This window comes from Pseudomonas sp. NFACC04-2, from assembly GCF_900119265.1.
GTDB lineage: Bacteria > Pseudomonadota > Gammaproteobacteria > Pseudomonadales > Pseudomonadaceae > Aquipseudomonas > Aquipseudomonas fluorescens_AA.
This window is the reverse complement of sequence record NZ_FPJC01000016.1, coordinates 66,877-90,560: the sequence shown is the minus strand read 5'-3', so window position 1 is coordinate 90,560 and position 23,684 is coordinate 66,877. Positions and strand designations below refer to the sequence as shown.

The window sequence follows — 23,684 nt, the reverse complement described above, 5'->3', positions numbered from 1 at the left end:
AAAAACCCAGGCAAAAAAAAACGGTGCGCCGACCAAGCGCACCGTAAAACCGTAGAACACCCAACGAGGTTCGGTAAAACAATCAGTCCAGCAGCGCCAAGGCCTCGGCGGTGCATTCCTGAATGCGGGCCCAGTCGCCGTTCTTGATCCACTCCGGATCAAGCATCCAGCTTCCGCCCACGCACATCACGTTTTTCAACGCCATGTAGCTCTTGATGTTGGCTGGGCTCACGCCGCCGGTCGGGCAGAATTTCACTTCGCCGAACGGGCCGCCCAAGGCCTTGATGGCCGCGACGCCACCGCTGACTTCGGCCGGGAACAGTTTGAAGCGGCGATAGCCCAGGCTGTAGCCTTCCATGATGCCCGAGGCATTGCTGATGCCCGGCAACAAGGGGATGGAGCTGTAGACACTGGCTTCGAGCAGGTCACGGGTGATGCCCGGGGTGACGATGAACTGCGAGCCGGCCGCCTCGGCGGCGTCCAGCATGTGGCGATCGAGCACCGTGCCGGCACCGGTCACCAGTTCCGGACGCTGCTCGCGCAGCACCTGGATGGCCTTGAGGCCGTGTTGAGAACGCAACGTCACTTCCAGCGCCGTCAGGCCACCGGCGGCCAGGGCATCGGCCAGCGGCAGGATGTCCTGTTCACGGGCGACGGTGATCACCGGCAGGATCCGCGCCTTGGCGCAGAGGCTGTCGATCAGGGCAACTTTGTCCGCCATGGAAACGGTCGGGGATGGGTTTGTCATAGCGGCTGATCCTTGGTTCATGGGCACCAGTAAATCTCTAACGTAGGTTGCAAAAACGCACGGATCGGCATTTCGGCGACATCGTCACCTGCCACCGCGGCGTTCAGGGTGGTCAATTTCGACTGACCGGAAATCGACAGCACTTTGTGTTGCGCCGAAGCCAGCAAGGCGCGGCTCATGGTCAAGCGCTGGTGCGGCACGGTCGGTGCCAGCATCGGCCAGCATCGGCGTGCGCCATTGGCGTCCAAGGCTTGGGCCAGGTTCGGACTGTTGGGGAACAGCGAGGCGGTGTGCCCGTCATCGCCCATGCCCAATACCAGCACGTCGATGGGCGGCAACTCGGCCAGCAAACGATCGGCCTGCTCGGCAGCCGCTTCCAGGTGAGCGCTGGCGCTGTAGAGGCTCAGGAACTGGGCCTTGGCCGCCGCGCCTTGCAACAGGTAACGCTTGAGCAAACCGGCATTGCTGTCGGCGTGTTCAACCGGTACCCAGCGCTCGTCGGCGAGGCTGACCACCACCTTGGACCAGTCCAGCGCCTGCTTGGCCAAGTGCTGGAAAAACGCCACCGGGCTGCGGCCACCGGACACCACCAGGGTCGCCGTGCCGCGTGCATCGATCGCATTGCGCAACTGCTCGGCCACGTTCAGCGCCAGGCCTTCGGCCAGCAGCACCGGGTTCTTGAATTCACGGGCGCTGACGCCCTGGGGCAGTTTCACTTCAGATATCGCCATACCATGACCTCCCATCCCGCGTGATCAGTGCAATGGAGCTCATCGGCCCCCAGGACCCAGCCGCATACGGCTTGGGCGCATCGCCGGATTTTTTCCACCCGGCAATCAACTGGTCACACCACGTCCACGCGGCTTCGATTTCATCTTTACGGACAAACAGGTTCTGATTGCCGTTCATGACTTCCAGCAACAACCGCTCGTAGGCATCGGGAATCCGCGCGCTGCGATAGGTGTCGGAGAAGTTGAGTTGCAGCGGACCGCTGCGCAATTGCATGCCCTTGTCCAGGCCCTGCTCCTTGGTCATCACCCGCAAGGAAATCCCTTCGTCCGGCTGCAGGCGGATGATCAGCTTGTTGCTGATCTGCAAACGCTGCTCGGGCGCGAAGATGTAGTGGGACGGCTCCTTGAAGTGGATGACGATCTGCGACAGCTTCTGCGGCATGCGCTTGCCGGTTCGCAGGTAAAACGGTACCCCGGCCCAGCGCCAGTTGCGGATGTCGGCGCGCAGGGCGACGAACGTCTCGGTGTCGCTCTGGGTGTTGGAATTGGGTTCTTCGAGGTAGCCAGGCACCGACTTGCCCTCGCTGTGGCCAGCGATGTACTGGCCCCGCACCACCTGGGTGGTCAAGCCTTCCGGGCTGATCGGCGCGAGGGCCTTGAGCACCTTGACCTTCTCGTCACGGATGCTGTCGGCGGACAAGTCGGCCGGTGGGTCCATCGCGATCAGGCACAGTAGCTGCAGCAGGTGATTCTGGATCATGTCCCGCAGTTGGCCGGCCTTGTCGAAATAGCCCCAGCGGCCTTCGATACCAACCTTCTCGGCCACGGTGATTTCCACGTGGGAAATGTAGTTCTGGTTCCACTGGGTTTCGAACAGACTGTTGGCGAACCGCAGCGCGATCAGGTTCTGGACCGTCTCTTTGCCCAGGTAATGGTCGATGCGATAGGTACGGTTTTCCGGGAAGAACTGCGCCACGGCATCGTTGACCTTGCGCGACGACTCCAGGTCCGAGCCAATGGGTTTCTCCAACACGACCCGGGTGTTCTCGCTCAAGCCGACCTTCGCCAGGTTCTCGCAGATCGCCCCATACACCGCCGCAGGGGTGGCGAAATAGGCAATGACCTGCTGGGTCGAACCGGCTGCTTCGGCCAGGGCGACATAATCGTCGGCCTTGAGGAAATCCACGTGCAGGTAGGTCAAACGTGCCAGGAAGCGCTCGAGTACGGCTTCGTCCAGATCTTTTTCGCCGACATAACGGCGCAGCTCGGCGGCGATGAATGCCAGGTGCTGCTGCTCGCCGCCGGGCTCACGGGCCAGCGCGATGATCCGCGTGTCCTCGTGCAACAATTGGGCGCCATCGAGCTGGTACAGGGCAGGAAAGAGCTTGCGCAAGGCCAGATCGCCCAACGCGCCGAACAAGGCAAAGGTGCACGGTTCAACCGTAATCGAAGGCATGATGTTTGTTCTTTTATCAAGTTAAACTACAAATACCTTTTTTCAAGGTATCACTCAAGGAAAAATGTAGTAATAACCACAACATTTTTCGAAAATACCGATTCCGAGTGGTGGTCCGCCGGAGCCATCAGTAGGATAGGCCACCGCTAAGGGTCGTATCAAAGACCCGTCTTCCTAGGAATCTTGTATGGACCGCGTGCGAAACTTACTGGAACAGATCCAGAGTCGCCTTGAAGACCTGAACAAGGCCGAACGCAAGGTGGCCGAGATCATCCTGCTCAATCCGCAGCAGGCGACCCGCTTCAGCATCGCCGCCCTCGCCCAGGCGGCTTCGGTCAGCGAACCGACCGTCAACCGTTTCTGCCGCTCGTTCGGCGTCAGCGGTTATCCGGAACTCAAACTGCAACTGGCCCAGAGCCTGGCCAGCGGCGCCGCTTATGTCAGCCGCGCGGTAGAAGCCGACGACAACCCGGAAGCTTATACCCGCAAGATCTTTGGCAGTGCCATTGCCTCATTGGACAGCGCCTGCCAGGCCCTTGATCCCAATTTGATCAGTCGCGCCGTGGACCTGCTGATCCAGGCCCGGCAGATCCACTTCTTCGGCCTCGGCGCCTCCGCCCCGGTGGCCCTGGATGCCCAGCACAAGTTTTTCCGCTTCAACCTGGCAGTGACCGCGCACGCCGACGTACTGATGCAGCGCATGATTGCGTCGGTGGCCCATACCGGCGAGCTGTTCGTGATCATTTCCTACACCGGCCGTACCCGCGAGCTGGTGGAAGTGGCACGTATCGCCCGGGAAAACGGCGCGTCGGTGCTGGGCCTGACTGCCGAAGGCTCGCCGCTGGCCAAGGCCAGTACCCTGAGCCTGAACATCCCCCTGCCCGAAGACACTGACATCTATATGCCGATGACCTCGCGGATCATCCAGCTCACCGTGCTTGACGTGCTCGCCACCGGCATGACCCTGCGTCGGGGCGTGGACTTCCAGCCGCATCTGCGCAAGATCAAGGAAAGCCTGAATGCCAGCCGGTATCCGGTGGGGGATGAGTTCAACTGATTCGATCCAGAATCCTCGCCGCCTGATGGTCCGTCTTCGCGAGCAAGCTCGCTCCCACATGGGTTTTGTGTGGGAGCGAGCTTGCTCGCGATGGGGCCAGCAGTCTCACCACCCCCCCTGCATCAAGCCCCCACCCACGCCTGCAAACTCAAATGCGCCCGCTCCCCCGGTGCCAGGCAAAGGCTGTCGGTGCCACCACTGGCCGCCTCGACGCAGACAAATTCACTGACCTCGTCCCAACTCACCCCCAGCAACGGCCGCGCTCCCGGATGCCACACCACGGTGTCGGCACTGTCGCCGGTGTCGATACGCAATTCGCGCTGCCAGGCGTGGTCCTTGAGCTGCAATTCCCCCTCATGCTGGAACACCCGCTGGCAACCACCCTCGACCCGCAACTCGCCTTCCTGCTGGCAAACCGCACGGCTCAACTGGTCGTAACCCTGGGCGCCTTCAAGGCCAGACAGCGCTACCTCACCGACGTCACCAATACGCCAATAGGCGTGCAAGGCCTGGCTCAATTGGCACGGTTGGCTGTCCTGGTGCTCGGTGCTCAAGCGCAGTTCCATGCGCTCACCCAGGTCCGCGTGCAGGTCCACTTGCCAGTCGCACAATTGCAGTTGCCAGTGTAAATGCACACCGTCTTCATCACTGCGGCTGTCGAGCAGCTTCCAATCGATCAACCGCGCCCAACCGTGGGACGGCCAGGCATTTTCGCTGGGATGGCGGCCATACCACGGCCAGCACACCGGCACTCCGCCGCGGATCGCACCGACATGGGGCCATTTGGCCGCGCACCATAACCAGGGCTTCTGGCCTCGCGGCTGGAAGTGCAGCAACTGCGCGCCCTGGCGACTGAACACCGCCTGGCACAACGGATGATCGATCACCAACACATCCCGTTGCCGATAGCGCTCCCACGCGAACACCGGGCGTTCGCGCAAGGATCTGAAAAAGCGTTGTAGCGGATGCTCATGCATGGGCCGCGGTCCTGGAGATCATTGAATACTCAACTAAGTACGACACTATTTTTGTGGCGAGGGAGCTTGCCCCCGCTCGGCTGCGAAGCAGTCGTAAACGGGACAAACGCGATCTGGCTGAAGCACCGCAGTGAATGGCTTTGGGGTCGCTTCGCAACCCAGCGGGAGCAAGCTCTTCGCCACAGGTTGGCCATGCACCCAACGCGCTTCCCAAAAAAAAGCGGACAGCCTTGGCCGTCCGCAAATATGCGCACATAGAGAGGAGCTTATCGCAACAGCGTTAGAACACCGACTGAATTTTCAGGCCGGCCACCAGCGCGTTGTCGACTTCATCCACACCGCCCGGGTGAGTGATGTACTGCAGGTTCGGACGCACGGTCAGCCAGTTGGTCACGTGGAAACCGTAGTTGAGTTCGTAGTTGTACTCAGTGCTACGCAGTGGCGCGAACAGCGGATTATCGTAGTCGCTGACACCATTGGCGGCGTTGACCAGTTCAGAGTTTTTCTTCACATCTTCGTTGACATGGATACGGGAGAAACCGATGCCGACATCGTCTTTTGGACGTGCATCGAACGGCCCTTTGTACACGAACATCAGCGACTGGTAGTTGTCGACGACGTTGGTTTCCTTGTCGTGGAAGGTGGCGTTGGCCGCGATGTTCAGGCCGCGCGAAGCATCACCGTTGTGGGTAGTGAGTTGTTGTTGCGCGACGAACCAGTAGCCGTCCTTGCTGCTGTGGCTGCGATAGGCGTTGCCGGTGGTCGCGGCGTCGTTGCCATCGTCGTCCTCACGGACGTCATCGGCCTTGGCCGTACTTTTGTAGTAACCGACACGGTACTCGCCCGGCAGGTTATTGATCTTGGGTGACCAGACCAACTCGACCGGAATGAGGGTACCCTTGGTACCGCTGCCGCTGAGTTTGTAGCGGTTGTTGTTTTCCAGTTGTGAAGGGTTCTGGTTGTAGGCACCGATTTGCGCATAGAGCTCTGGCGTGAGGTTATATTTGACGCGAATCGCCGCCTGCATGATCGGCCAGTTGTACCAGATGCCGGTCGCCCAGTTACCCGCTTGTGAACCGCAGAACGCCAGGTTCTGGAACTCGCACGGGAAGGTATTGAAGTCTTCGCCCTCACCGAAGTAACCGGCTTTGACATCCAGTTTGCTGTCGAAGTATTTCTGCTTGATCCACAACTGGGTCAGACGAGTGGTTTGCCCACGACCCCAGACTTCCTGGGAAGAACTGAGGGTACCGGCACGGGGATCACCGATACGGTCGTTGGAGATGTTGCGACCGTCACGCCGGGTGAACTGGATCTTGGCTTCCGTATCGCCCCAGCCCGCCAGCTTCTCCAGATCGAGCGCGACGCCCAGGCCAAACTGCTGGGACCAGCGCGCGGTCTTGTCATCGTTGTAGCCGCCGTGGAGGTTGGCACCCATCTCCCCGACAAAGTCAGCCTTGATATCGATACCTTGCTCGATCAGCTTGGTCCGTTCACCGCCCCAATCGCCCGTCATCCACTTCGAGTCGGCGCTGAACGCGTCGGCTGCGTGTGCGCTACCGGCCAGCATCATCGCCGCAACGGCTGACAACTGGCAGATAAGCTGGGCGTTGTTTTTCTTTTTCATCCCTACATCCTCGTCTTTATTTATTGTTATTAACTGTTTTTATCTAACGCGGTTTACAACGATTGCGGCGAATGTCCCCATCCACCGCATACTCCTTTCCTGTGGGAGCAAGCCTGTTCCCACACTTATTCTTCACCGGCCCTTGAACTGCGCTACGTTTGCAGTCCGGGCATCTGTTTGCGGCTGGCCGGCCACGCCCAGGCGTTCGCCGGACTGGGCATCGAACAGCAGCACTTTCGATGGATCGAATTGCAGCGTCAGGGTCTCCCCGACTTGCGGCGCCACGTCCGGTGCCAGGCGGCAGCAAACCTTGGTGTCGTTGAGGCTGACGAACACCAGGGTGTCCGGCCCGGTAGGCTCGGTGACCTGCACTTCGGCGCGAATGGTCGGCAAGCCATTGGGCTCGCTGCCCGCCAGCATGATCTGCTCCGGGCGCATGCCCAGGATCACTTCGCGGTCTTCCAGGCCGGCGTCCTGCATGCCCATCGGCAACTCGCAACGGGCCTGGCCGCTGTCGAGCAGCGCCAGCAGGCGGCCGTCCTTGCGTTGCAGGCGCAGCGGGATGAAGTTCATCGGCGGCGAACCGATGAAGCTCGCCACGAACAGGTTGGCCGGGTTGGTGTAGATGTCTTTCGGAGTGCCGAACTGCTGGATGATCCCGTCCTTCATCACCGCCACTTTGTCGCCCAGGGTCATGGCTTCGATCTGGTCGTGGGTCACGTAGACCGTGGTGGTCTTCAGACGCTGGTGCATCAGCTTCATTTCGGTACGCATCTCGACCCGCAGCTTGGCGTCGAGGTTGGACAGCGGTTCGTCGAACAGGTAGATCTTCGGCCGCCGCGCGAGCGCCCGGCCCATGGCCACGCGCTGTTGCTGGCCGCCGGAAAGCTGGCCGGGCTTGCGATTGAGCAGGTGCTCGATCTGCAGCAGCTTGGCCACGCGATTGACTTCTTCGTCGATGGCCGACTGGTTCATCTTGCGGATTTTCAGGCCGAACTCGATGTTCTCGCGCACGCTCATGGTCGGGTACAGCGCGTAGGACTGGAACACCATCGCGATGTCACGATCCTTCGGGCTCATGCCGCTGACATCCTGGTCACCAATCATGATCGCGCCGCCGGTAATGGTCTCGAGGCCGGCGATGCAGTTCATCAGCGTCGACTTGCCGCAGCCCGAAGGGCCGACGAGGATCAGGAACTCACCGTCCTTGATCGACAACTCGATGTTCTTCAGGGTGTCCGGCAGGCCGGCACCATAGGTCTTGTTTACGTTGCGAAGTTCAAGCGTTGCCATGATTACCCCTTGACTGCGCCGGCCGTCAGGCCGCGCACGAAATACTTGCCTGCGACCACATAGACCAGCAGGGTCGGCAGCCCGGCGATCATCGCCGCCGCCATGTCCACGTTGTATTCCTTGGCCCCGGTACTGGTGTTGACCAAGTTGTTCAGCGCCACGGTGATGGGTTGCGAATCACCGCTGGAGAACACCACGCCGAACAGGAAGTCGTTCCAGATCTGCGTGAACTGCCAGATCAAGCACACCATGATGATCGGGGTGGACATCGGCAGGATGATCCGCCGGAAGATGGTGAAGAAACCCGCACCGTCCAGTCGCGCCGCCTTCACCAGTGCATCGGGAATGCTCACGTAGTAGTTACGGAAGAACAGCGTGGTGAACGCCAGGCCATAGACCACGTGCACGAACACCAGGCCCGTTGTGGTGCTGGCCAGGCCCATCTTGCCGAGGGTGAACGAGGCCGGCAGCAGAACCGTCTGGAACGGCAGGAAGCACCCGAACAGCAACAGGCCGAAGAACAACTGCGAACCGCGAAAACGCCACATCGACAACACGTAGCCGTTCAAGGCACCGATAGCGGTAGAGATCAGCACCGCCGGAACGGTGATCTTGATCGAGTTCCAGAAGTAGCCATCCACCGTGGCCCAGGCCTTGACCCAGCCAATGCCGCTGACCACGGTCGGCCAGCTCAACAGGTTGCCGGTACTGATGTCTTCCGGCGTCTTGAAGCTGGTCAACAACATGACCACCAATGGCACCAGGTAAAGCAGTACGGCGAGGATCAGCACCGCGTAGATCGCGATGCGACTCAGGCTGATGGAAGGTTTGGCAGCGAGACTAGTCATGACGCTTGGTCCTCAGCTCGGAGTACAGGTAAGGCACGATGATTGCGAGGATCGCACCGAGCATCAGGATTGCACTGGCCGAGCCCATGCCCATCTGGCCGCGACTGAAAGTGAAGGAATACATGAACATCGCTGGCAGGTCGGAGGAATAACCCGGCCCACCGGCCGTCATCGCCGCCACCAGGTCGAAGCTCTTGATCGCGATGTGCGCCAGGATCATCACGGCGCTGAAGAACACCGGGCGCAGGCTCGGCAGCACCACTTTCCAGTAGATGCGCGGCATGCTCGCGCCATCGATCTGCGCGGCACGGATGATCGATTGATCGACACCCCGCAGGCCAGCCAGGAACATCGCCATGATGAAGCCCGAGGCCTGCCACACCGCCGCGATCACCAGGCAGTACACCACGCGGTCCGGGTCGATCAGCCAGTCCAGGCGGAAGCCTTCCCAACCCCAGTCACGCAACAATTTGTCCAGGCCCATGCCCGGGTTGAGCAGCCATTTCCAGGCCGTACCGGTGACGATCATCGAGAGCGCCATCGGGTACAGGTAAATGGTGCGGATGAAACCTTCGCGACGAATGCGCTGATCGAGAAACACCGCCAGCAGCACACCGATCACCAGGGTGATGCCGATGAACATGCCGCCAAAGAGCACCAGGTTCTTGCTCGCCACCCACCAGCGGTCGTTGTCCATCAGCCGCGCGTATTGCGCCAGGCCGGCCCATTTGTAGTTCGGCAAGAACGTCGAGGTGGTGAACGACAGGACGAGCGTCCACAAGATATAGCCATAGAAGCCCACCAGAACGACGAACATGCTCGGCGCCAGCACCAGTTTCGGGAGCCAGCGCTGCAATACATCGAACGGCGAGGCCTTGCTGAACACAGCAACAGAACTCATGGGAAGATCCAAAACAAGGTTACAAGGGTATCCCTTTGTGGGAGCGAGCTTGCTCGCGATGACAGTGTGTCAGTGACTCATCTGCTGCCTGACACTTCGCTATCGCGAGCAAGCTCGCTCCCACAAGGGACCGGGACCGCGGCGCAAATTACTTGGCCGATGCGACCGCTGCGCCCAGTTTCTTCGCAGCATCAGCCGGGTCGGCTTTCGGGTCGTTGATGTAGTTGGTCACCACGTCAAAGAACGCACCCTGTACCGCCAGCGTGGTCGCCATGTTGTGCGCCATGCTCGGTTGCAGGCCGCCGGACTTGGCGTCCGCCAGGAAGTCCTTGGCCGCGGTCTGGGCGCAGGAATCGAAACCGTACTTGGCCATATCGCCCAGCATGTCGTTGCGCACCGGGATCGAGCCTTTGTTGATGCTGAAGACTTTCTGGAAGTTCTCACCCAGCACGACCTTGGCGATATCCTGCTGACCGGCCGCAGTGCCTTTGTCTTTCTGCTTGAACACCGCCAGGGAGTCGATGTTGTAGGTGAAGGCCTTGTCGGTGCCCGGGAAGGCCACGCACTCGTAGTCCTTGCCGGCGACTTTCTTCGCCGCGGTCCACTCGCTCTTGGCCCAGTCACCCATGATCTGCATGCCGGCCTTGCCGTTGATGACCTTGGCCGCTTCCAGGTTCCAGTCCTGGCCCTTGCCATCGGCGTCCATGTAGGTCGCGACTTTCTTCAGTTCGGTCAGTGCCTTGACCATTTCCGGACCGGTCAGGGCCTTGTTGTCCAGGTCGACCAGGGCCTTCTTGTAGCCATCAGCCCCCATCACCGAGAGCACCACGGCTTCGAACACGGTGCTGTCCTGCCAAGGCTGGCCACCGTGGGCGAGCGGAATGAAGCCTGCGGCCTTGAGCTTGTCGCCGGCCGCGTAGAATTCTTCGAGGGTGGTTGGGTTCTTGGTGATGCCGGCCTTCTTGAAGACTTCCGGGTTGATCCACAGCCAGTTGACGCGGTGGATGTTCACCGGCACGGCGACGTAGTCACCGTCGTACTTCACGGTATCGGAGACTTTCTTGTCGAGCAGGCTGTCCCACTTCTCGGCCTTGGCAACGTCCTTGAGGATATCGGTGTCGAGCAGCCCGGTGGACGCCCATTCCTGGATGTCCGGGCCCTTGATCTGGGCGACACCCGGTGGGTTGCCGGCCACGGCACGGCTCTTGAGCACGGTCATGGCAGTGGAACCGCCACCACCGGCGACAGCGCCGTCCTTCCAGGTAAAGCCGTCTTTCTCTACCTGGGCCTTGAGCACATCGACCGCGGCTTTTTCACCACCCGACGTCCACCAGTGGACAACTTCCACGGAACCTTTGGATTCGGCGGCAAGGGTAGTGACAGGGAAGGCTGCGACGGGAAGCAGGGAAGCAAGAGAAATGACAGTAGCGAGGCGAGAAATCGCATTCATCTAGAATTACCTTTCTTGTTGTTATGCATGCAAGTCTGGTGCTTGCGCTGCATGGATTCTAATCAGAGGGAATCCCTTCGCAGGTAACGAAGGGACGTGCAAATGTCACGACATGGTTACACAGGCGCAGGGCTGGATAACTGCGCCAGGGCTGACGCCATGCTCGGCGCCAGGGGCAGGCGCGGGATCAGGACCGCCTGCCAGGCGTGATACAGGTCCGGCTTGCCCGGCCAGATATCGGCGCTGGGACGGTTTTGCGGATCGAGTTCGTGATGCCAGCTGCCGTTGCAGCGATCGATGAAATGTTTGTCACAGAACTCCCAGAAGCACCGGTACCAGGCTTCGTACTTCGCCTCGTCGGTGCGTTTGAGCAAGGCGCTGGCAGCCGCCGCCGCTTCGGCGTGGACCCAATGCAGGCGGTGACGAACCACCGCGCGGTTATCCCAGTCCAGGGTGTAGACGATGCCCGGCGCGCCATCGACGTCCCAGCCATGGCGGCAGTTCTGATCGAAGAGTTTTTGCGCGTCCTGGGCCAGCCATCCCGGGGTCAGCATGCCGATCTGGACCCGCGCGGCTTCAAGGTGCAGAAGCAACCGCGCCCATTCGAAACCGTGGCCGGGAGTGGTGCCATAAGGGCGAAAACCATCGGCAGGATTGTCCTGGTTGTATTCGCGCAGCGGCTGCCAGTGGCGGTCGAAATGCTCCACCACCAGGTAGTCGTTGGCGGCGGCATGGCCGTGGATCACCCGCTCGACGATACGCAGGGCACGGGCCAACCAACGAGGATCGTCGGCGGCATCGGCCAGGGCCAGGAAGGCTTCGGTGGCGTGCATGTTGCTGTTGGCGCCGCGATAGGCCTCTTCCTCGCTCCAGTCACGGTTGAAGGATTCGCGCAACGCGCCCTCCTCCTCACACCAGAAATGCTCATCGATGATCCGTACCGCTTCGTCCAGCAACGCCGCAGCGCCAGGACGCTGGGCCACCACCGCGGAACTGGCCGCCAGGGCAACGAATGCATGCAGGTAGGCCGCCTTGCCAGCACCGTCTTCATCAGGCCGTGTCGTGGCGAACCAGCCACCGTGCTCGGCGTCGCGCAAACGGCCGTTGAGGGCCTGGATGCCGTGGTCCACCAGTTCGGCAAAACCCGGCAGGCCCTGGATGTGAGCCATGGCGAAGCTGTGGGTCATGCGCGCGGTGTTCATGGTTTCGGCCCGGGCATCGGCCGGCAGGCGCCCAAGCTCATCCAGGTTGCCAAAGCCGTCCGGCAGCTTCGAGGCCTTGGCGAACGCCAGCAGCCGCAAGCCTTCGGCGGCAAGCCATTGCTGGTGGGCAGGGGCATTCAGCCAACTGCTGAAGGCCGGTTGGAAGGTGTCCATCGGGGTACCTTTTTTTGTTGTTTTGACGCAGGGAGTCTAAACAAGGGATGGCCGGCGACAGGTAACGAAAGGGGCGAGTTATGTCACCGACTTGTGACATTTGAATGAGAGAGATGGATTGAGACGACTGGCGCCATCGCGAGCAAGCTCGCTCCCACAGGGGTTTTGTGAACGCAGAAGATCCAGTGTGGGAGCGAGCTTGCTCGCGATGAACGATAACGCGGTCCGATCAATCCACACTGCGAGGCAACTGTAAGGTCACCCTCAACCCACCCTCACGCAGATTCTGCAGGCTCACCTCACCACCATGGCTGTGGGCGATGTTGCGGGCGATGCCCAGGCCCAGGCCATAGCCCTGCTGTTGCCCGGCGAGGCGGAAGTGCGGTTCGAAGACTTGCTCCAGGCGCTGCTCCGGCACCCCCGGCCCTTCGTCGTCGACGTGCAGGATGAACGCGGTTTCATCGTCGTCGATGTGCAAGTGGGCGTTCTGTCCGTACTTCAAGGCGTTGTCGATCAGGTTGCCGATGCAGCGCTTGAGGGCCAGCGGCTTGCCGGGATACGGCGCCAGCGCCCGGCCATCCTGGGTCACCCGGCCGTTGCCGTTAGGCGCCAGGTAAGGCTCGACCAGGCAATCGAGCACATGGTTGAGATCCACCGGCTCGATGTTTTCGTGGATGTCGGTGTCCTTGACGCATTGCAGCGCACCTTTGACCAGCAGCTCCAGCTCATCCAGGTCACGGCCGAACTTGGCTTGCAGGTTTTCGTCCTCCAGCAGCTCGACCCGCAGCCGCAATCGAGTGATCGGTGTGCGCAAGTCGTGGGAAATCGCGCTGAACAACTGGCTGCGCTCCGTCAGGTAACGGCTGATGCGTTCGCGCATGGCATTGAACGCTCGCCCCACTTCCACCACTTCGCTGCCACCGCCCTCGGCCACCGGTTCCACTTCGGCCCCCAGGGACATGTCGCGCGCGGCCCGGGCCAGACGCTTGAGGGGCCGGCTCTGCCAGTGCACCAGCAAACCGATGAACAGCAATAACAGGCTGCTGGTGAGCACGATGAAACCGACCTGTTGCTTGGGCAAGTCTTGTTCTTCGAGGCTGGTGTAGGGTTCTGGCAGCAGCGAGGCGATGTACAGCCATTCCCCCGGCGCCATCTGGATTTGCGTGACCAGCACCGGCGGATTCACCGGTTCCAACGTCAGGGCATAGTGGGCCCACGAACGGGGCAGCTCATCGAGCTTGAGCCCGGCGTTGAAAATCCGCAGGTCGTCGGGGCTGACAAACGTCACCGAGATGTCGGCGTTGGCGCCCAAGGAGCGACGCAGCACTTCATCCACGGCCTTGAGCACCGCTTGCTTGCGCGGCGTCACCGGCAGCACGTCCATGCCCAGGGGCTTGTCGTTGAGGGTGACGACGAACCGCGTACCGCCCATGCTGCGCAGTTGGTCCAGCACCAATGGCCGGTACGCCACTGGCAGCGAACGCAAGTAACTGACGCTGGCGGTCATCGAATGGGCCAGGCTACGGGCGCTGGTGACCAGGCCTTCGAGCTGGGTGGCGCGCAGTTGCGAGACCCAGATCAGGCTGGACAAGGTCTGGGCGAACAACACCACCAGCAAGGTCAGCAGCAGCATCCGGCCCAGCAACGAGTGCGGTACCGGCACCCGTCGGGCGATTTTCCTGACCCAGTCAATGCCCATTGCTGGCAACCACACTGGCCGCCAGTTGATAACCGCTGCCACGCACCGTGCGAATCAGCCGCGGTGGTTTGTCGGTGTCACGCAGGCGCTGGCGCAGGCGACTGACCGCCATGTCGACGATCCGGTCCAGGGGCATCAACTCACGACCACGGGTCGCATTGCCGATGGTGTCGCGGTCGAGGATTTCCTGGGGATGATCGAGAAACAGCTTGAGCAGGGCGAAGTCGGCGCCGGAGAGAATCACTTCTTCACCGTCGGTGTGGAACAGCCGATGGCTGACCATGTCCAGCCGCCATTCATCGAAGGCCAGCACTTCCCCGCCGGAGCGTTCCTGGCCGAATTGCGCCCGGCGCAGCAGCGCCTTGATGCGCGCCTGCAATTCACGCGGGCTGAAAGGCTTGCCCAGGTAATCATCGGCGCCCAGCTCAAGGCCGATAACCCGATCGGCCTCGTCGGAACTGGCGGTGAGCATGATGATCGGCACATGAGCCTGGCGTGGGTGCTGGCGAACCCAGCGGCAAAGGCTGAAGCCGTCTTCATCGGGCAGCATCACATCGAGGATCACCAGGTCGCTCGGCGCATCGTTGAACGCCTGGCGAAACCCGGCGCCGTCGGGCGTGGTCCGCACCTGGAACCCCGCACGACTGAGGTAGGTGTCCAGCAGTTCGCGAATCTCCTGGTCGTCGTCGACCAACAAAATCGATTTGTTTACTGAACTCACGAGCCTCGTCCTTGTTGTTTGGATTGGGGCGATTATGCCTGATGGACAAGGCCTACAAACACACTGCAAAAACTCTGTGGGAGCGGGCTTGCTCGCGATAGCGGTGCAGCAGTCAACCTCAATGGCGACTGGCACTCCGTCATCGCGAGCAAGCTCGCTCCCACAGGGGGTGGGTATCTACCAAACTTTAAGCGGCGGCGGATTGCTCCAACGCCACGCCGGCGCCCATCAGGCCGGAATACGGCGCCGTGACCAGCCAGACCGGAATGCCCTTGAAGTAATCGCTCATGCAACCCTTGTCGGCGAAGCAGCGGGCGAAACCGCTTTCGAGGAAGAAATCGGCAAAGCGCGGGACCACGCCACCGACGATGTAGACCCCGCCGCGTCCGCCCAGCGTCAACACGTTGTTGCCGGCCACACGCCCCAGCCAGCGGCAGAACTGCTCGAGCACTTCCAGGGCGATGGGGTCGCCGGCCAGGCCGGCCGCGGTGATGGATTCGGGAGAATCGAGTACCGGCGCATGGCCGTCCACTGCGCAAATGGCCCGGTACACCCGAGGCAAACCGCTGCCGCTCAAGGCGGTTTCGGCGCTGACGTGGCCGATCTCGTTGTAGATGTGCTGCCACAGCTGGGTTTCCCGCGGACTGCTCATGGGCAGGTCGACATGGCCGCCCTCCCCCGGCAACGCGGCGAAACGGCCCTCACCCAGATCCAGCAACGTGCCGACGCCCAACCCGGTACCCGGCCCGATCACCACCGCCGGACGCATCGGCTCCGGGGTGCCTTCGCACACGACCCGGTACTCATCGGGACGCAAGCAGGTCATGCCCAAGGCCATGGCCGAGAAATCGTTGACCAGCAACAGCTGCTCCACCTGCAGGGTCTGGCAGAACGCCAGATTGCTCAGGCGCCAGTGATTGTTGGTAAAGCGAAACTCATCGCCGCTCACGGGTCCGGCCACCGACAGGCACACCGAACCGATGGCGCCCGGTTTCAGACCCAGGCCGCCCAGGTACACCTGGATGGCATCTTCCGGGCAGGCATAATCCGCCGTTGCCAACACCTGGATGTTTTCCAGGGTGTGGTTTTTCCACAGCGCGAAGCGTGCGTTGGTCCCACCGATGTCACCGACCAAAGCCAGTTTCAATTAAGCGTCTCCAGGGCAGATGTGAAGGCGCTGGCGCCCTGCTCCGCCGAGCTGAAGGCCATGCGCATGAAACCGAACAGCTCGCGGCCGGTGCCGATGTTGTTGCCCAACAGGCCCTTGGCCGGCGTGCGCGCGGCGAATTCCTCGGCGTCCACCTTCAATTCCAAGGTGCCTTTGACGCCATCGACACGGATGATATCGCCCTCCTGCACCCGGGCCAACGCACCACCGACATAAGCTTCAGGACTGACATGGATGGCCGCCGGGATTTTCCCCGACGCGCCGGACATTCGGCCGTCGGTCACCAGCGCCACTTTGAAGCCACGGTCCTGCAATACCCCCAGGAATGGCGTCATCTTGTGCAGCTCCGGCATGCCGTTGGAGCGCGGGCCCTGGAAGCGCATCACCGCGACAAAATCCTTTTCCAGCAGGCCGGCCTTGAACGCGTCCGCCAGGTCCTGTTGGTCCTGGAAGACCATGGCCGGGGCTTCGACAATCTGGTTTTCCAGGGCCACGGCCGAGACCTTCATCACCCCACGGCCCAGGTTGCCTTCCATCACGCGCAACCCACCTTCTGGCGAGAAGGCGCGGGCCACCGGGCGCAGGATGTTTTCGTCGAGACTTTCGATCGGGCCGTCGCGCCACACCAACTCGCCATCCTCCAGGAACGGTTCCTGGGTGTAGCGGCTCAGGCCATGACCGAGCACGGTGTTGACGTTTTCATGAAGCAAACCGGCTTCGAGCAACTCACGGATCAGGAACGACATGCCGCCGGCCGCCTGGAAGTGGTTGATGTCGGCCTTGCCGTTCGGGTAGACGTGGCTCAGGGTCGGCACTACCTCGGAGAGGTCGGCCATGTCTTGCCAGGTCAACTGGATACCCGCCGCCATGGCGATGGCCGGCATGTGCAGGGTGTGGTTGGTGGAGCCGCCGGTGGCGTGCAGCGCAACGATGGAATTGACCAGCGAGCGCTCGTCGACGATTTCGCCGATGGGCATGAAATTGCCGCTTTGCTTGGTCATGCGCGTCACCTGGAACGCCGCCTCACGAGTCAGGGCATCGCGCAGCGGCGTGTTCGGGTTGACGAACGAGGCGCCCGGCAAGTGCAGGCCCATCACTTCCATCAGCAACTGGTTGGTGTTGGCGGTGCCGTAGAAGGTGCAGGTGCCGGGACTGTGGTAGGACTTCATCTCCGATTCCAGCAGCTCTTCGCGGGTGGCCTTGCCTTCGGCGTAGCGCTGGCGCACGTCGGCTTTTTCCTTGTTGGAAATGCCCGAGACCATCGGCCCGCCTGGCACAAAGATCGTCGGCAAATGACCGAAGCGCAGCGCGCCCATCATCAGGCCTGGGACGATCTTGTCGCAAATGCCGAGCATCAGCGCGCCGTCGAACATGTTGTGGGACAGCGCCACCGCCGTGGACAGCGCGATCACTTCGCGGCTCGGCAGGCTCAGTTCCATCCCCGCCTCGCCCTGGGTCACGCCGTCGCACATCGCCGGCGTGCCTCCGGCGAACTGGCCGACCGAGCCGACCTCGCGCAGGGCTTTCTTGATCTGCTCCGGGAAGGTTTCGTAGGGCTGGTGGGCCGAGAGCATGTCGTTATAGGACGACACGATGGCGATGTTGGCGGCGTTCATCATCCGCAGGTGGTGTTTATCTTCGGTGCCGCAACCGGCCACACCGTGAGCGAAGTTGGCGCATTGCAGCTTGCCGCGCATCGGACCGTCGCTGGCGGCACCACGGATCAATGCAAGGTAAGCCTGACGCGTGGCGCGGCTGCGGGCGATAAGCCGTTCGGTGACCTCAAGAACGCGGGGATGCATGTGTAGAACTCCAGGCTAACGGGTGTGGCGACCTGATTGTCTATGCTGGTCAAAAGCCCGCTGCACGCTGTGTGGAAGGCGAGGCGACAGACGGTTTTTGACCATTCGGACCAGTTGATTCAGGTCACTCGTTGTAGATAAAACAAAATATTGCCACTAAAAAGGCTTGTTTTCTATTTTTATGCGAATAATCTTGTAATTCCAACAACAAATCGACGGCGGCGCAGTTAATGACTCTTCGAATCGCAATCAATGGTTTTGGCCGCATCGGCCGCAACGTCCTCCGTGCACTGTATACCCAAGGCTATCGTCGCGACTTGCAGATCGTCGCCATCAACGACCTGGGCGACAGTGCAATCAATGCTCATCTGCTCAAGTTCGACACCGTGCATGGCACCTTCGACGCCGACGTCCAGCACGATCACGAAAGCCTGACGGTCAATGGCGACCGCATCTCGGTCAGCGCCATCCGCAACCCGGCCGAACTGCCTTGGGCGGCCGAGAAGATCGACGTGGTGTTCGAATGCACCGGCCTGTTTACCGACCGCAACAAGGCGGCCGCCCATATCAGCGCCGGTGCCCGCAAGGTGATCATCTCGGCCCCGGCCAAGGGCGCCGATGCCACCGTCGTGTATGGCGTGAACCACGACATCCTGCGCCAGTCCCACCAGATCATCTCCAACGCTTCGTGCACCACCAACTGCCTGGCCCCGGTGGCCCAGGTGCTGCACCGCGAGCTGGGCATCGAAAGCGGCCTGATGACCACCATCCATGCATACACCAACGACCAGAACCTGACCGACGTCTACCACAGCGACCCGTACCGTGCTCGCTCGGCCACCCAGAACATGATCCCAAGCAAGACCGGCGCCGCCGAAGCGGTGGGCCTGGTGCTGCCGGAACTGGCCGGCAAGCTGACCGGCATGGCGGTGCGCGTACCAGTGATCAACGTCTCGCTGGTCGACCTCACCGTGCAGCTCAAGCGCGAAGCGTCGGCCGAGGAAGTCAACGAACTGCTGCGCCAGGCCAGCCAGCATTCGAAGATCCTCGGCTACAACACCCTGCCGCTGGTCTCCAGCGATTTCAACCACAACCCGCTGTCGTCGATCTTCGACGCCAACCACACCAAGGCCAGCGGCAAGCTCCTCAAGGTATTGGCCTGGTATGACAACGAGTGGGGTTTCTCCAACCGCATGCTGGATAACTGCCTGGCGTTGTGTAATGCCGAATAACTGACACGGCAGTATCGAGCTTCTGTGGGAGCGAGCTTGCTCGCGATAGCGCTGTATCAGCCAACATCGATGGCGACTGACACGCCATCATCGCGAGCAAGCTCGCTCCCACAAGGCTTCAAATTCTTGAAATGAATGAAGGCTTGACCCGCGACGTAGATGATAAGCATTATCATCAACTCAAACCGGATCGGGCCCTACCGTGAGTCAATCGCGCTTTCATCACGTCTTCCTCGCCCAGCGCACGCCGCTGCTGCGCACCCTCGAGCGCATGGTCAGCAACCCCAGTACCGCCGAAGACCTGCTTCAAGAAACCTACCTGCGTGTCACCCGCGCATTGGCCGAACGCACGGTCGAGCACCTCGAACCTTTTGTTTTCCAGACCGCCCGCAACCTCGCGCTGGACCATTTGCGTGCCCGACGCGCCCAGGCCCGGACCCTGCTGGATGACGTGCCGCTGGAAGTCGTCCAAAACGTCGTCGCCCCCCAGAGCAGCGCCGAGGACGCCGCCCATGCCCAGCAACTGCTCGAGCGCCTGAATGTCAGCCTGCAGGCCTTGAGCCCGCGACAACGGCAGATCTTCATCCTCAGCCGCCTGCATGGCCACCGTTACCAGGAAATCGCCGAACGGCTGGGCGTGTCCTTGAGTACGGTGCAAAAGGAACTGAAACTGATCATGGCGATCTGTGTGGGACAACTGCAGCGATGAGATTCAAGCTGCAGTTGTGTGCAGGCTTGGGCTTGCGACTTGAAACTTGAAGCTTGTAACTTGCCGCTGAACCGAGAAACGAGAACCCACCGTGACGGACAACTCCCCTTCTCCTGCACCGACGCCGGAAACCGCCCATGCCATGGAGCAGGCGCTGGATTGGCTGATCCTGCTGGACAGCCCCTGCGAGGAACAGACGCGGCAGTTCCAGGCCTGGCTGGCGGCCGACCCACGTCATGGCGAGGCGTTCGCCCGGGCCCAGGCGATCTGGAACGGGCCACAGGTGATGGAAAGTGCCCGCCAACTTGAAACCGCGCCCAAGGTCACCGCGCTGTCGCGCCTGCGTGCCCACTGGAAACCCCTGGCCACCGCCGCCGTGTTGTTTCTCGGCCTGTTCAATTTCAGCGACCTGCCCCTGCGCTTGCAGGCCGATCACCTGACCGTGGTCGGTGAGCGCCAGCGCCTGCAATTGGAAGACGGCTCCAAGGTCCTGCTCAATACCGACTCGGCGTTCTCCAGCACATTCAACGAACAACGGTACGTGGCCCGCTTGTACAAGGGCGAGGCCTTCTTCGAGGTCCCGGGCAACCGCACCCTGCCGCTGGAAATCGACGCTGGCCCGGTCACCGCCAGCGTCAGCGACACCACGTTCGCCGTGCGTTACCTCGACGGCGTGGCCCAGGTCCAGGTCCAGCGTGGCGATGTGGATCTGCGGGCCAATCGCAACGACACCCATGTGCGGCTGTCGGCCGGGGAGAGCATCCGCATCGGCCCCAACGGCTTCGACCGTCCGGCCCGTCTCGATGCCAACACCGACCTGGCCTGGGTCCAGGGTCGGCTGGTGTTCAAGAACCGGCCGTTGAGCCAGGTACTGGCCGAGCTGCGCCGCTACTACCCCGGCTGGATCATCAACAGTAACGAACAGTTGGCCAATGTCGCGGTGACCGGCAATTACCGCCTCGATCAGCCGTTGGACGTGGTCCGCTCCCTGGCCCATATCACCTCGGCGCGGCTTCAGGAGTTCCCGGCACTGGTGATCTTGAACTAAATGAGAATTATTTTTACTCGATAGGCTCCGCTGGTTCGTCTCGTTATAGCCAATGCAATTGATTCGCATCCAGCGATGCGATCTGCACCTATAACAGATGCGACACGGAGCGCTATCGATGTCCTCTCGCCTTACTTGCCGGTTTCTTTCCCCCTCTTGCACGCTGTCATTGCTCACCGCCGCCATCCTGATGGCCGGCACTGCGCCGCTCGCCTTGGCTGCCACCGCCGTGCAGCCCCCTGCCCGCAACATGGGCGACTACACCTTTGCCATCGCCCGACAGCCACTGGTCTCGGCCTTGAATGCATTCACCGCGGTCACCGGCTGGCAAGTCGGCATGCCGGCGGAGCTGGCCGAAGGCGTCGCGTCGCCAGGGGTGAACGGCTCGCTGCCGCCTGAAAAAGCCCTGGAGCGCCTGTTGGTGGGGACCCAACTGGGCTACCGCAAGCTCGGCGACAACAGCATCGTGCTGGAAAGACGCAGCAGCGGCAGCGCGATGGAGCTGCAACAGGTGACAATCAGCGCCACCCGCCAGGAACAGGACATCACCAGCGTACCCAGCACGGTCACCGTCCACGACCGCCAGGAACTGGACCGCAACAACGTCAATACCCTCAAGGACCTGGTGCGCTATGAACCGGGCGTGTCGGTGGGCGGTGCGGGCCAGCGCGGCGGCATCAGTGGCTATAACATTCGCGGCATCGACGGCAACCGGATCCTGACCCAGGTCGACGGCGTGGAAGTACCCGGCGGTTTCTTCAACGGCCCCTACGCCAAGACCCAGCGCAATTACGTCGACCCGGAAATCATCAAGCGCGTGGAAATCCTCCGCGGTCCGGCCTCGGTGCTGTACGGCAGCAATGCCATTGGCGGTGCCGTCAGCTACTTCACCCTCGATCCGGACGACATCATCAAGCCCGGCCAGGACGTTGGCGCCCGCCTGAAGACCGGCTACAGCTCCGCCGACGAGAGCTGGCTCAAGTCCGCCACCGTCGCCGGCCGCAGCGGCCCATTCGACGGCCTGCTGCACTACAGCCAGCGCGACGGTCACGAAACCGAGTCCTACGGCAGCCACAACGGCACCGGCCTGGACCGCACCGCGGCCAACCCGGAAGACGTGCGCGCCAACAACGTGCTGGCCAAGCTCGGCTGGAACTACAGCGATGACGCACGCCTTGGCCTGGTCTACGAGAAATACAAGGACGACCGCGACAGCGACCTGAAAAGCGCCTACGGCGGCCCCTACGCCAACGGCCAGCCGGCGATCCCCGACTTTGTACTACCCGGGGGCATGTACCAGTGGCGTACCGGCAACGACACCATCACCCGCGAGCGTTTCGGCCTGGAGCACAGCTTCGCCCTCGACAGCCTGCTGGCCGACCACGTCAAGTGGAGCCTGAACCACCAGGTCGCCAAGACCGACCAGAGCACCGCCGAGTTCTATTTCCCGATCACCCGCCAGGTCCTGCGCACCCGGGACACTCTCTACGAAGAAAAGCAGTGGGTCTTCGATGCGCAACTGGACAAGGCCTTCAGCATCGCCGACACCGATCACGCGCTGACCTACGGCACCACGATCAAGCAACAGAAAGTCACCGGTTCGCGCAGCGGCAATGGCGTGTGCCTGGCGGTCGGGGTCGGTTGCTCTGCGGTGGGCGCCATCAGTACCCGGGACGTGCTGGCAAAAGCCAGTGACTTCCCCGATCCGACCATCAATAGCTATGCCCTGTTCGTCCAGGACCAGATCAGTTGGGATAAATGGACCTTCACGCCCGGCCTGCGCTACGACTACACCCAGCTCAAGCCCCATCTGACCGAGGAATTCCTCAACACCGTGGACCCCACCGGCGGTGGTGAAGTCAGCGACAAGAACAAGACCTGGCATCGCGTCTCGCCCAAATTCGGCCTGACCTATGCCCTGAACGATGAGTACACCTGGTATGGCCAGTACGCAGAAGGCTTTCGCACGCCGACCGCCAAGGCCTTGTACGGTCGTTTCGACAACCCCAACGCCGGCTATAGCGTGGAACCCAACCCCGACCTGGAACCGGAAAAAAGCAAAAGCTACGAGACTGGCCTGCGTGGGCGTTTCGACTCCGGCTCGTTCGATGTGGCGGTGTTCTATAACAAGTACCGCGATTTCATCAACGAGGACGCCATCACCCCCGGCGCCAACCAGTTGACCTTCCAGAGCAACAACATCAAGCACGCCACCATCAAGGGCGCCGAGGTCAAGGGACGCCTTGAGCTGGATGTGCTGGGCGCGCCAAAGGGCCTGTACACCCAAGGTTCGGTGGCCTACGCCTACGGTCGCAACAACGACACGGGCGAGCCGCTCAACAGCGTCAACCCGCTCACCGGCGTGTTTGGCCTGGGCTACGACCAGGAGCAGTTCGGCACGTTGCTCAGCTGGACCCTGGTCAAGAAAAAGGACCGCGTCGACGACAGCAACTTCAACTCGCCCGATGGCGTGAGCAGCCAGTTCAAGACACCAGGCTTCGGCATCCTCGACCTGACGGGTTTCTACAAGGTGACCCGCGACGTGACCGTCAGCGGCGGCCTCTACAACCTCACCGACAAGAAATACTGGCTGTGGGATGACGTACGCGGCTACGACAGCGTCGGCGAAGCGGCCGTGCTGAGCCCCGCCAACCTCGATCGCCTGACCGCGCCCGGGCGTAACTTCGCGGTGAACCTGATCTGGGATATCTGACCCAGACCCAAGGATTTCCCCTGTGGCGAGGGAGCTTGCTCCCGCTGGGCTGCGAAGCGGCCCCTGGATTTTGCGGTCGCTGCGCAACCGAGCGGGAGCAAGCTCCCTCGCCACAATGTGCTCACTCA

19 protein-coding genes are annotated in these 23,684 nt (G+C 61.7%); 5 read left to right on the top strand and 14 right to left on the bottom strand.

From position 1 onward, the window contains the following. Positions 1-82: 82 nt before the first annotated feature. The 3 genes from BT125_RS20380 to zwf are packed head-to-tail and all read right to left on the bottom strand — an operon-like array spanning position 83 to position 2,935. The gene (locus BT125_RS20380) at positions 83-748 is read right to left on the bottom strand and encodes a bifunctional 4-hydroxy-2-oxoglutarate aldolase/2-dehydro-3-deoxy-phosphogluconate aldolase (RefSeq protein WP_072409694.1); all 666 of its coding nucleotides are present in this window, start codon (positions 746-748) and stop codon (positions 83-85) included. 17 nt (positions 749-765) lie between these two features. Further along, positions 766-1,479, bottom strand: coding sequence for a 6-phosphogluconolactonase (pgl, locus tag BT125_RS20375; RefSeq protein WP_072409692.1), 714 nt, complete (start codon positions 1,477-1,479; stop codon positions 766-768). Continuing rightward, the gene (zwf, locus tag BT125_RS20370; protein ID WP_060738865.1) at positions 1,466-2,935 is read right to left on the bottom strand and encodes a glucose-6-phosphate dehydrogenase; all 1,470 of its coding nucleotides are present in this window, start codon (positions 2,933-2,935) and stop codon (positions 1,466-1,468) included. Before zwf ends, pgl begins: the two co-directional genes overlap by 14 nt. Positions 2,936-3,131: 196 nt before the next feature. Between zwf and BT125_RS20365 the strand changes: the two genes are divergently transcribed. Next, positions 3,132-3,992: a MurR/RpiR family transcriptional regulator gene (locus BT125_RS20365; protein WP_170842276.1), complete on the top strand. Its 861-nt coding sequence runs from the start codon at positions 3,132-3,134 to the stop codon at positions 3,990-3,992. Between the two features lie 122 nt (positions 3,993-4,114). Here the strand turns inward: BT125_RS20365 and BT125_RS20360 are convergent, their stop codons facing one another. The 11 genes from BT125_RS20360 to edd all read right to left on the bottom strand — a co-directional run bounded on the left by BT125_RS20360 (position 4,115) and on the right by edd (position 17,854). Continuing rightward, the gene (locus BT125_RS20360) at positions 4,115-4,969 is read right to left on the bottom strand and encodes a D-hexose-6-phosphate mutarotase (protein ID WP_072409690.1); all 855 of its coding nucleotides are present in this window, start codon (positions 4,967-4,969) and stop codon (positions 4,115-4,117) included. Positions 4,970-5,249: 280 nt separating this feature from the next. Next, positions 5,250-6,596 (bottom strand): carbohydrate porin, encoded by a 1,347-nt coding sequence (locus BT125_RS20355; RefSeq protein ID WP_072409688.1) that lies wholly within the window; start codon positions 6,594-6,596, stop codon positions 5,250-5,252. Positions 6,597-6,728: 132 nt separating this feature from the next. Then, positions 6,729-7,889: an ABC transporter ATP-binding protein gene (locus BT125_RS20350; protein WP_060738868.1), complete on the bottom strand. Its 1,161-nt coding sequence runs from the start codon at positions 7,887-7,889 to the stop codon at positions 6,729-6,731. Between the two features lie 2 nt (positions 7,890-7,891). Further along, the gene (locus BT125_RS20345) at positions 7,892-8,737 is read right to left on the bottom strand and encodes a carbohydrate ABC transporter permease (RefSeq protein WP_003198539.1); all 846 of its coding nucleotides are present in this window, start codon (positions 8,735-8,737) and stop codon (positions 7,892-7,894) included. After that, entirely contained in the window at positions 8,730-9,638 is a 909-nt protein-coding gene (locus tag BT125_RS20340) for a carbohydrate ABC transporter permease (RefSeq protein ID WP_072409686.1), read from the bottom strand. Before BT125_RS20340 ends, BT125_RS20345 begins: the two co-directional genes overlap by 8 nt. A gap of 148 nt (positions 9,639-9,786) precedes the next feature. Continuing rightward, positions 9,787-11,088 carry an ABC transporter substrate-binding protein gene (locus BT125_RS20335; protein WP_072409684.1) on the bottom strand — a complete coding sequence of 434 codons (1,302 nt, stop codon included), beginning with the start codon at positions 11,086-11,088 and terminating at the stop codon, positions 9,787-9,789. A gap of 116 nt (positions 11,089-11,204) precedes the next feature. Continuing rightward, positions 11,205-12,464, bottom strand: a complete 1,260-nt coding sequence (locus tag BT125_RS20330) for a D-mannose isomerase (RefSeq protein WP_072409682.1) — start codon at positions 12,462-12,464, stop codon at positions 11,205-11,207. A gap of 229 nt (positions 12,465-12,693) precedes the next feature. Beyond that, positions 12,694-14,163, bottom strand: a complete 1,470-nt coding sequence (locus BT125_RS20325) for an ATP-binding protein (protein ID WP_072409680.1) — start codon at positions 14,161-14,163, stop codon at positions 12,694-12,696. Further along, positions 14,153-14,884: a response regulator gene (locus BT125_RS20320; protein ID WP_060738873.1), complete on the bottom strand. Its 732-nt coding sequence runs from the start codon at positions 14,882-14,884 to the stop codon at positions 14,153-14,155. Before BT125_RS20320 ends, BT125_RS20325 begins: the two co-directional genes overlap by 11 nt. Positions 14,885-15,071: 187 nt before the next feature. After that, complete coding sequence (locus tag BT125_RS20315; RefSeq protein ID WP_072409678.1) at positions 15,072-16,031, bottom strand: glucokinase; 960 nt, start codon at positions 16,029-16,031, stop codon at positions 15,072-15,074. Then, on the bottom strand, positions 16,028-17,854 hold the full coding sequence (edd, locus tag BT125_RS20310) for a phosphogluconate dehydratase (RefSeq protein WP_072409676.1): 1,827 nt from the start codon (positions 17,852-17,854) through the stop codon (positions 16,028-16,030). Before edd ends, BT125_RS20315 begins: the two co-directional genes overlap by 4 nt. 230 nt (positions 17,855-18,084) lie before the next feature. Between edd and gap the strand changes: the two genes are divergently transcribed. The 4 genes from gap (at position 18,085) to BT125_RS20290 (ending at position 23,556) form a co-directional block, all read left to right on the top strand. Continuing rightward, positions 18,085-19,086 (top strand): type I glyceraldehyde-3-phosphate dehydrogenase, encoded by a 1,002-nt coding sequence (gene gap, locus BT125_RS20305; protein ID WP_072409674.1) that lies wholly within the window; start codon positions 18,085-18,087, stop codon positions 19,084-19,086. Positions 19,087-19,288: 202 nt separating this feature from the next. Then, on the top strand, positions 19,289-19,795 hold the full coding sequence (locus BT125_RS20300; RefSeq protein WP_072409672.1) for an RNA polymerase sigma factor: 507 nt from the start codon (positions 19,289-19,291) through the stop codon (positions 19,793-19,795). 142 nt (positions 19,796-19,937) lie between these two features. Then, positions 19,938-20,843 carry a FecR family protein gene (locus tag BT125_RS20295; protein ID WP_083564530.1) on the top strand — a complete coding sequence of 302 codons (906 nt, stop codon included), beginning with the start codon at positions 19,938-19,940 and terminating at the stop codon, positions 20,841-20,843. Positions 20,844-20,961: 118 nt separating this feature from the next. Further along, complete coding sequence (locus tag BT125_RS20290; RefSeq protein WP_072409668.1) at positions 20,962-23,556, top strand: TonB-dependent receptor; 2,595 nt, start codon at positions 20,962-20,964, stop codon at positions 23,554-23,556. Positions 23,557-23,684: the final 128 nt, after the last annotated feature.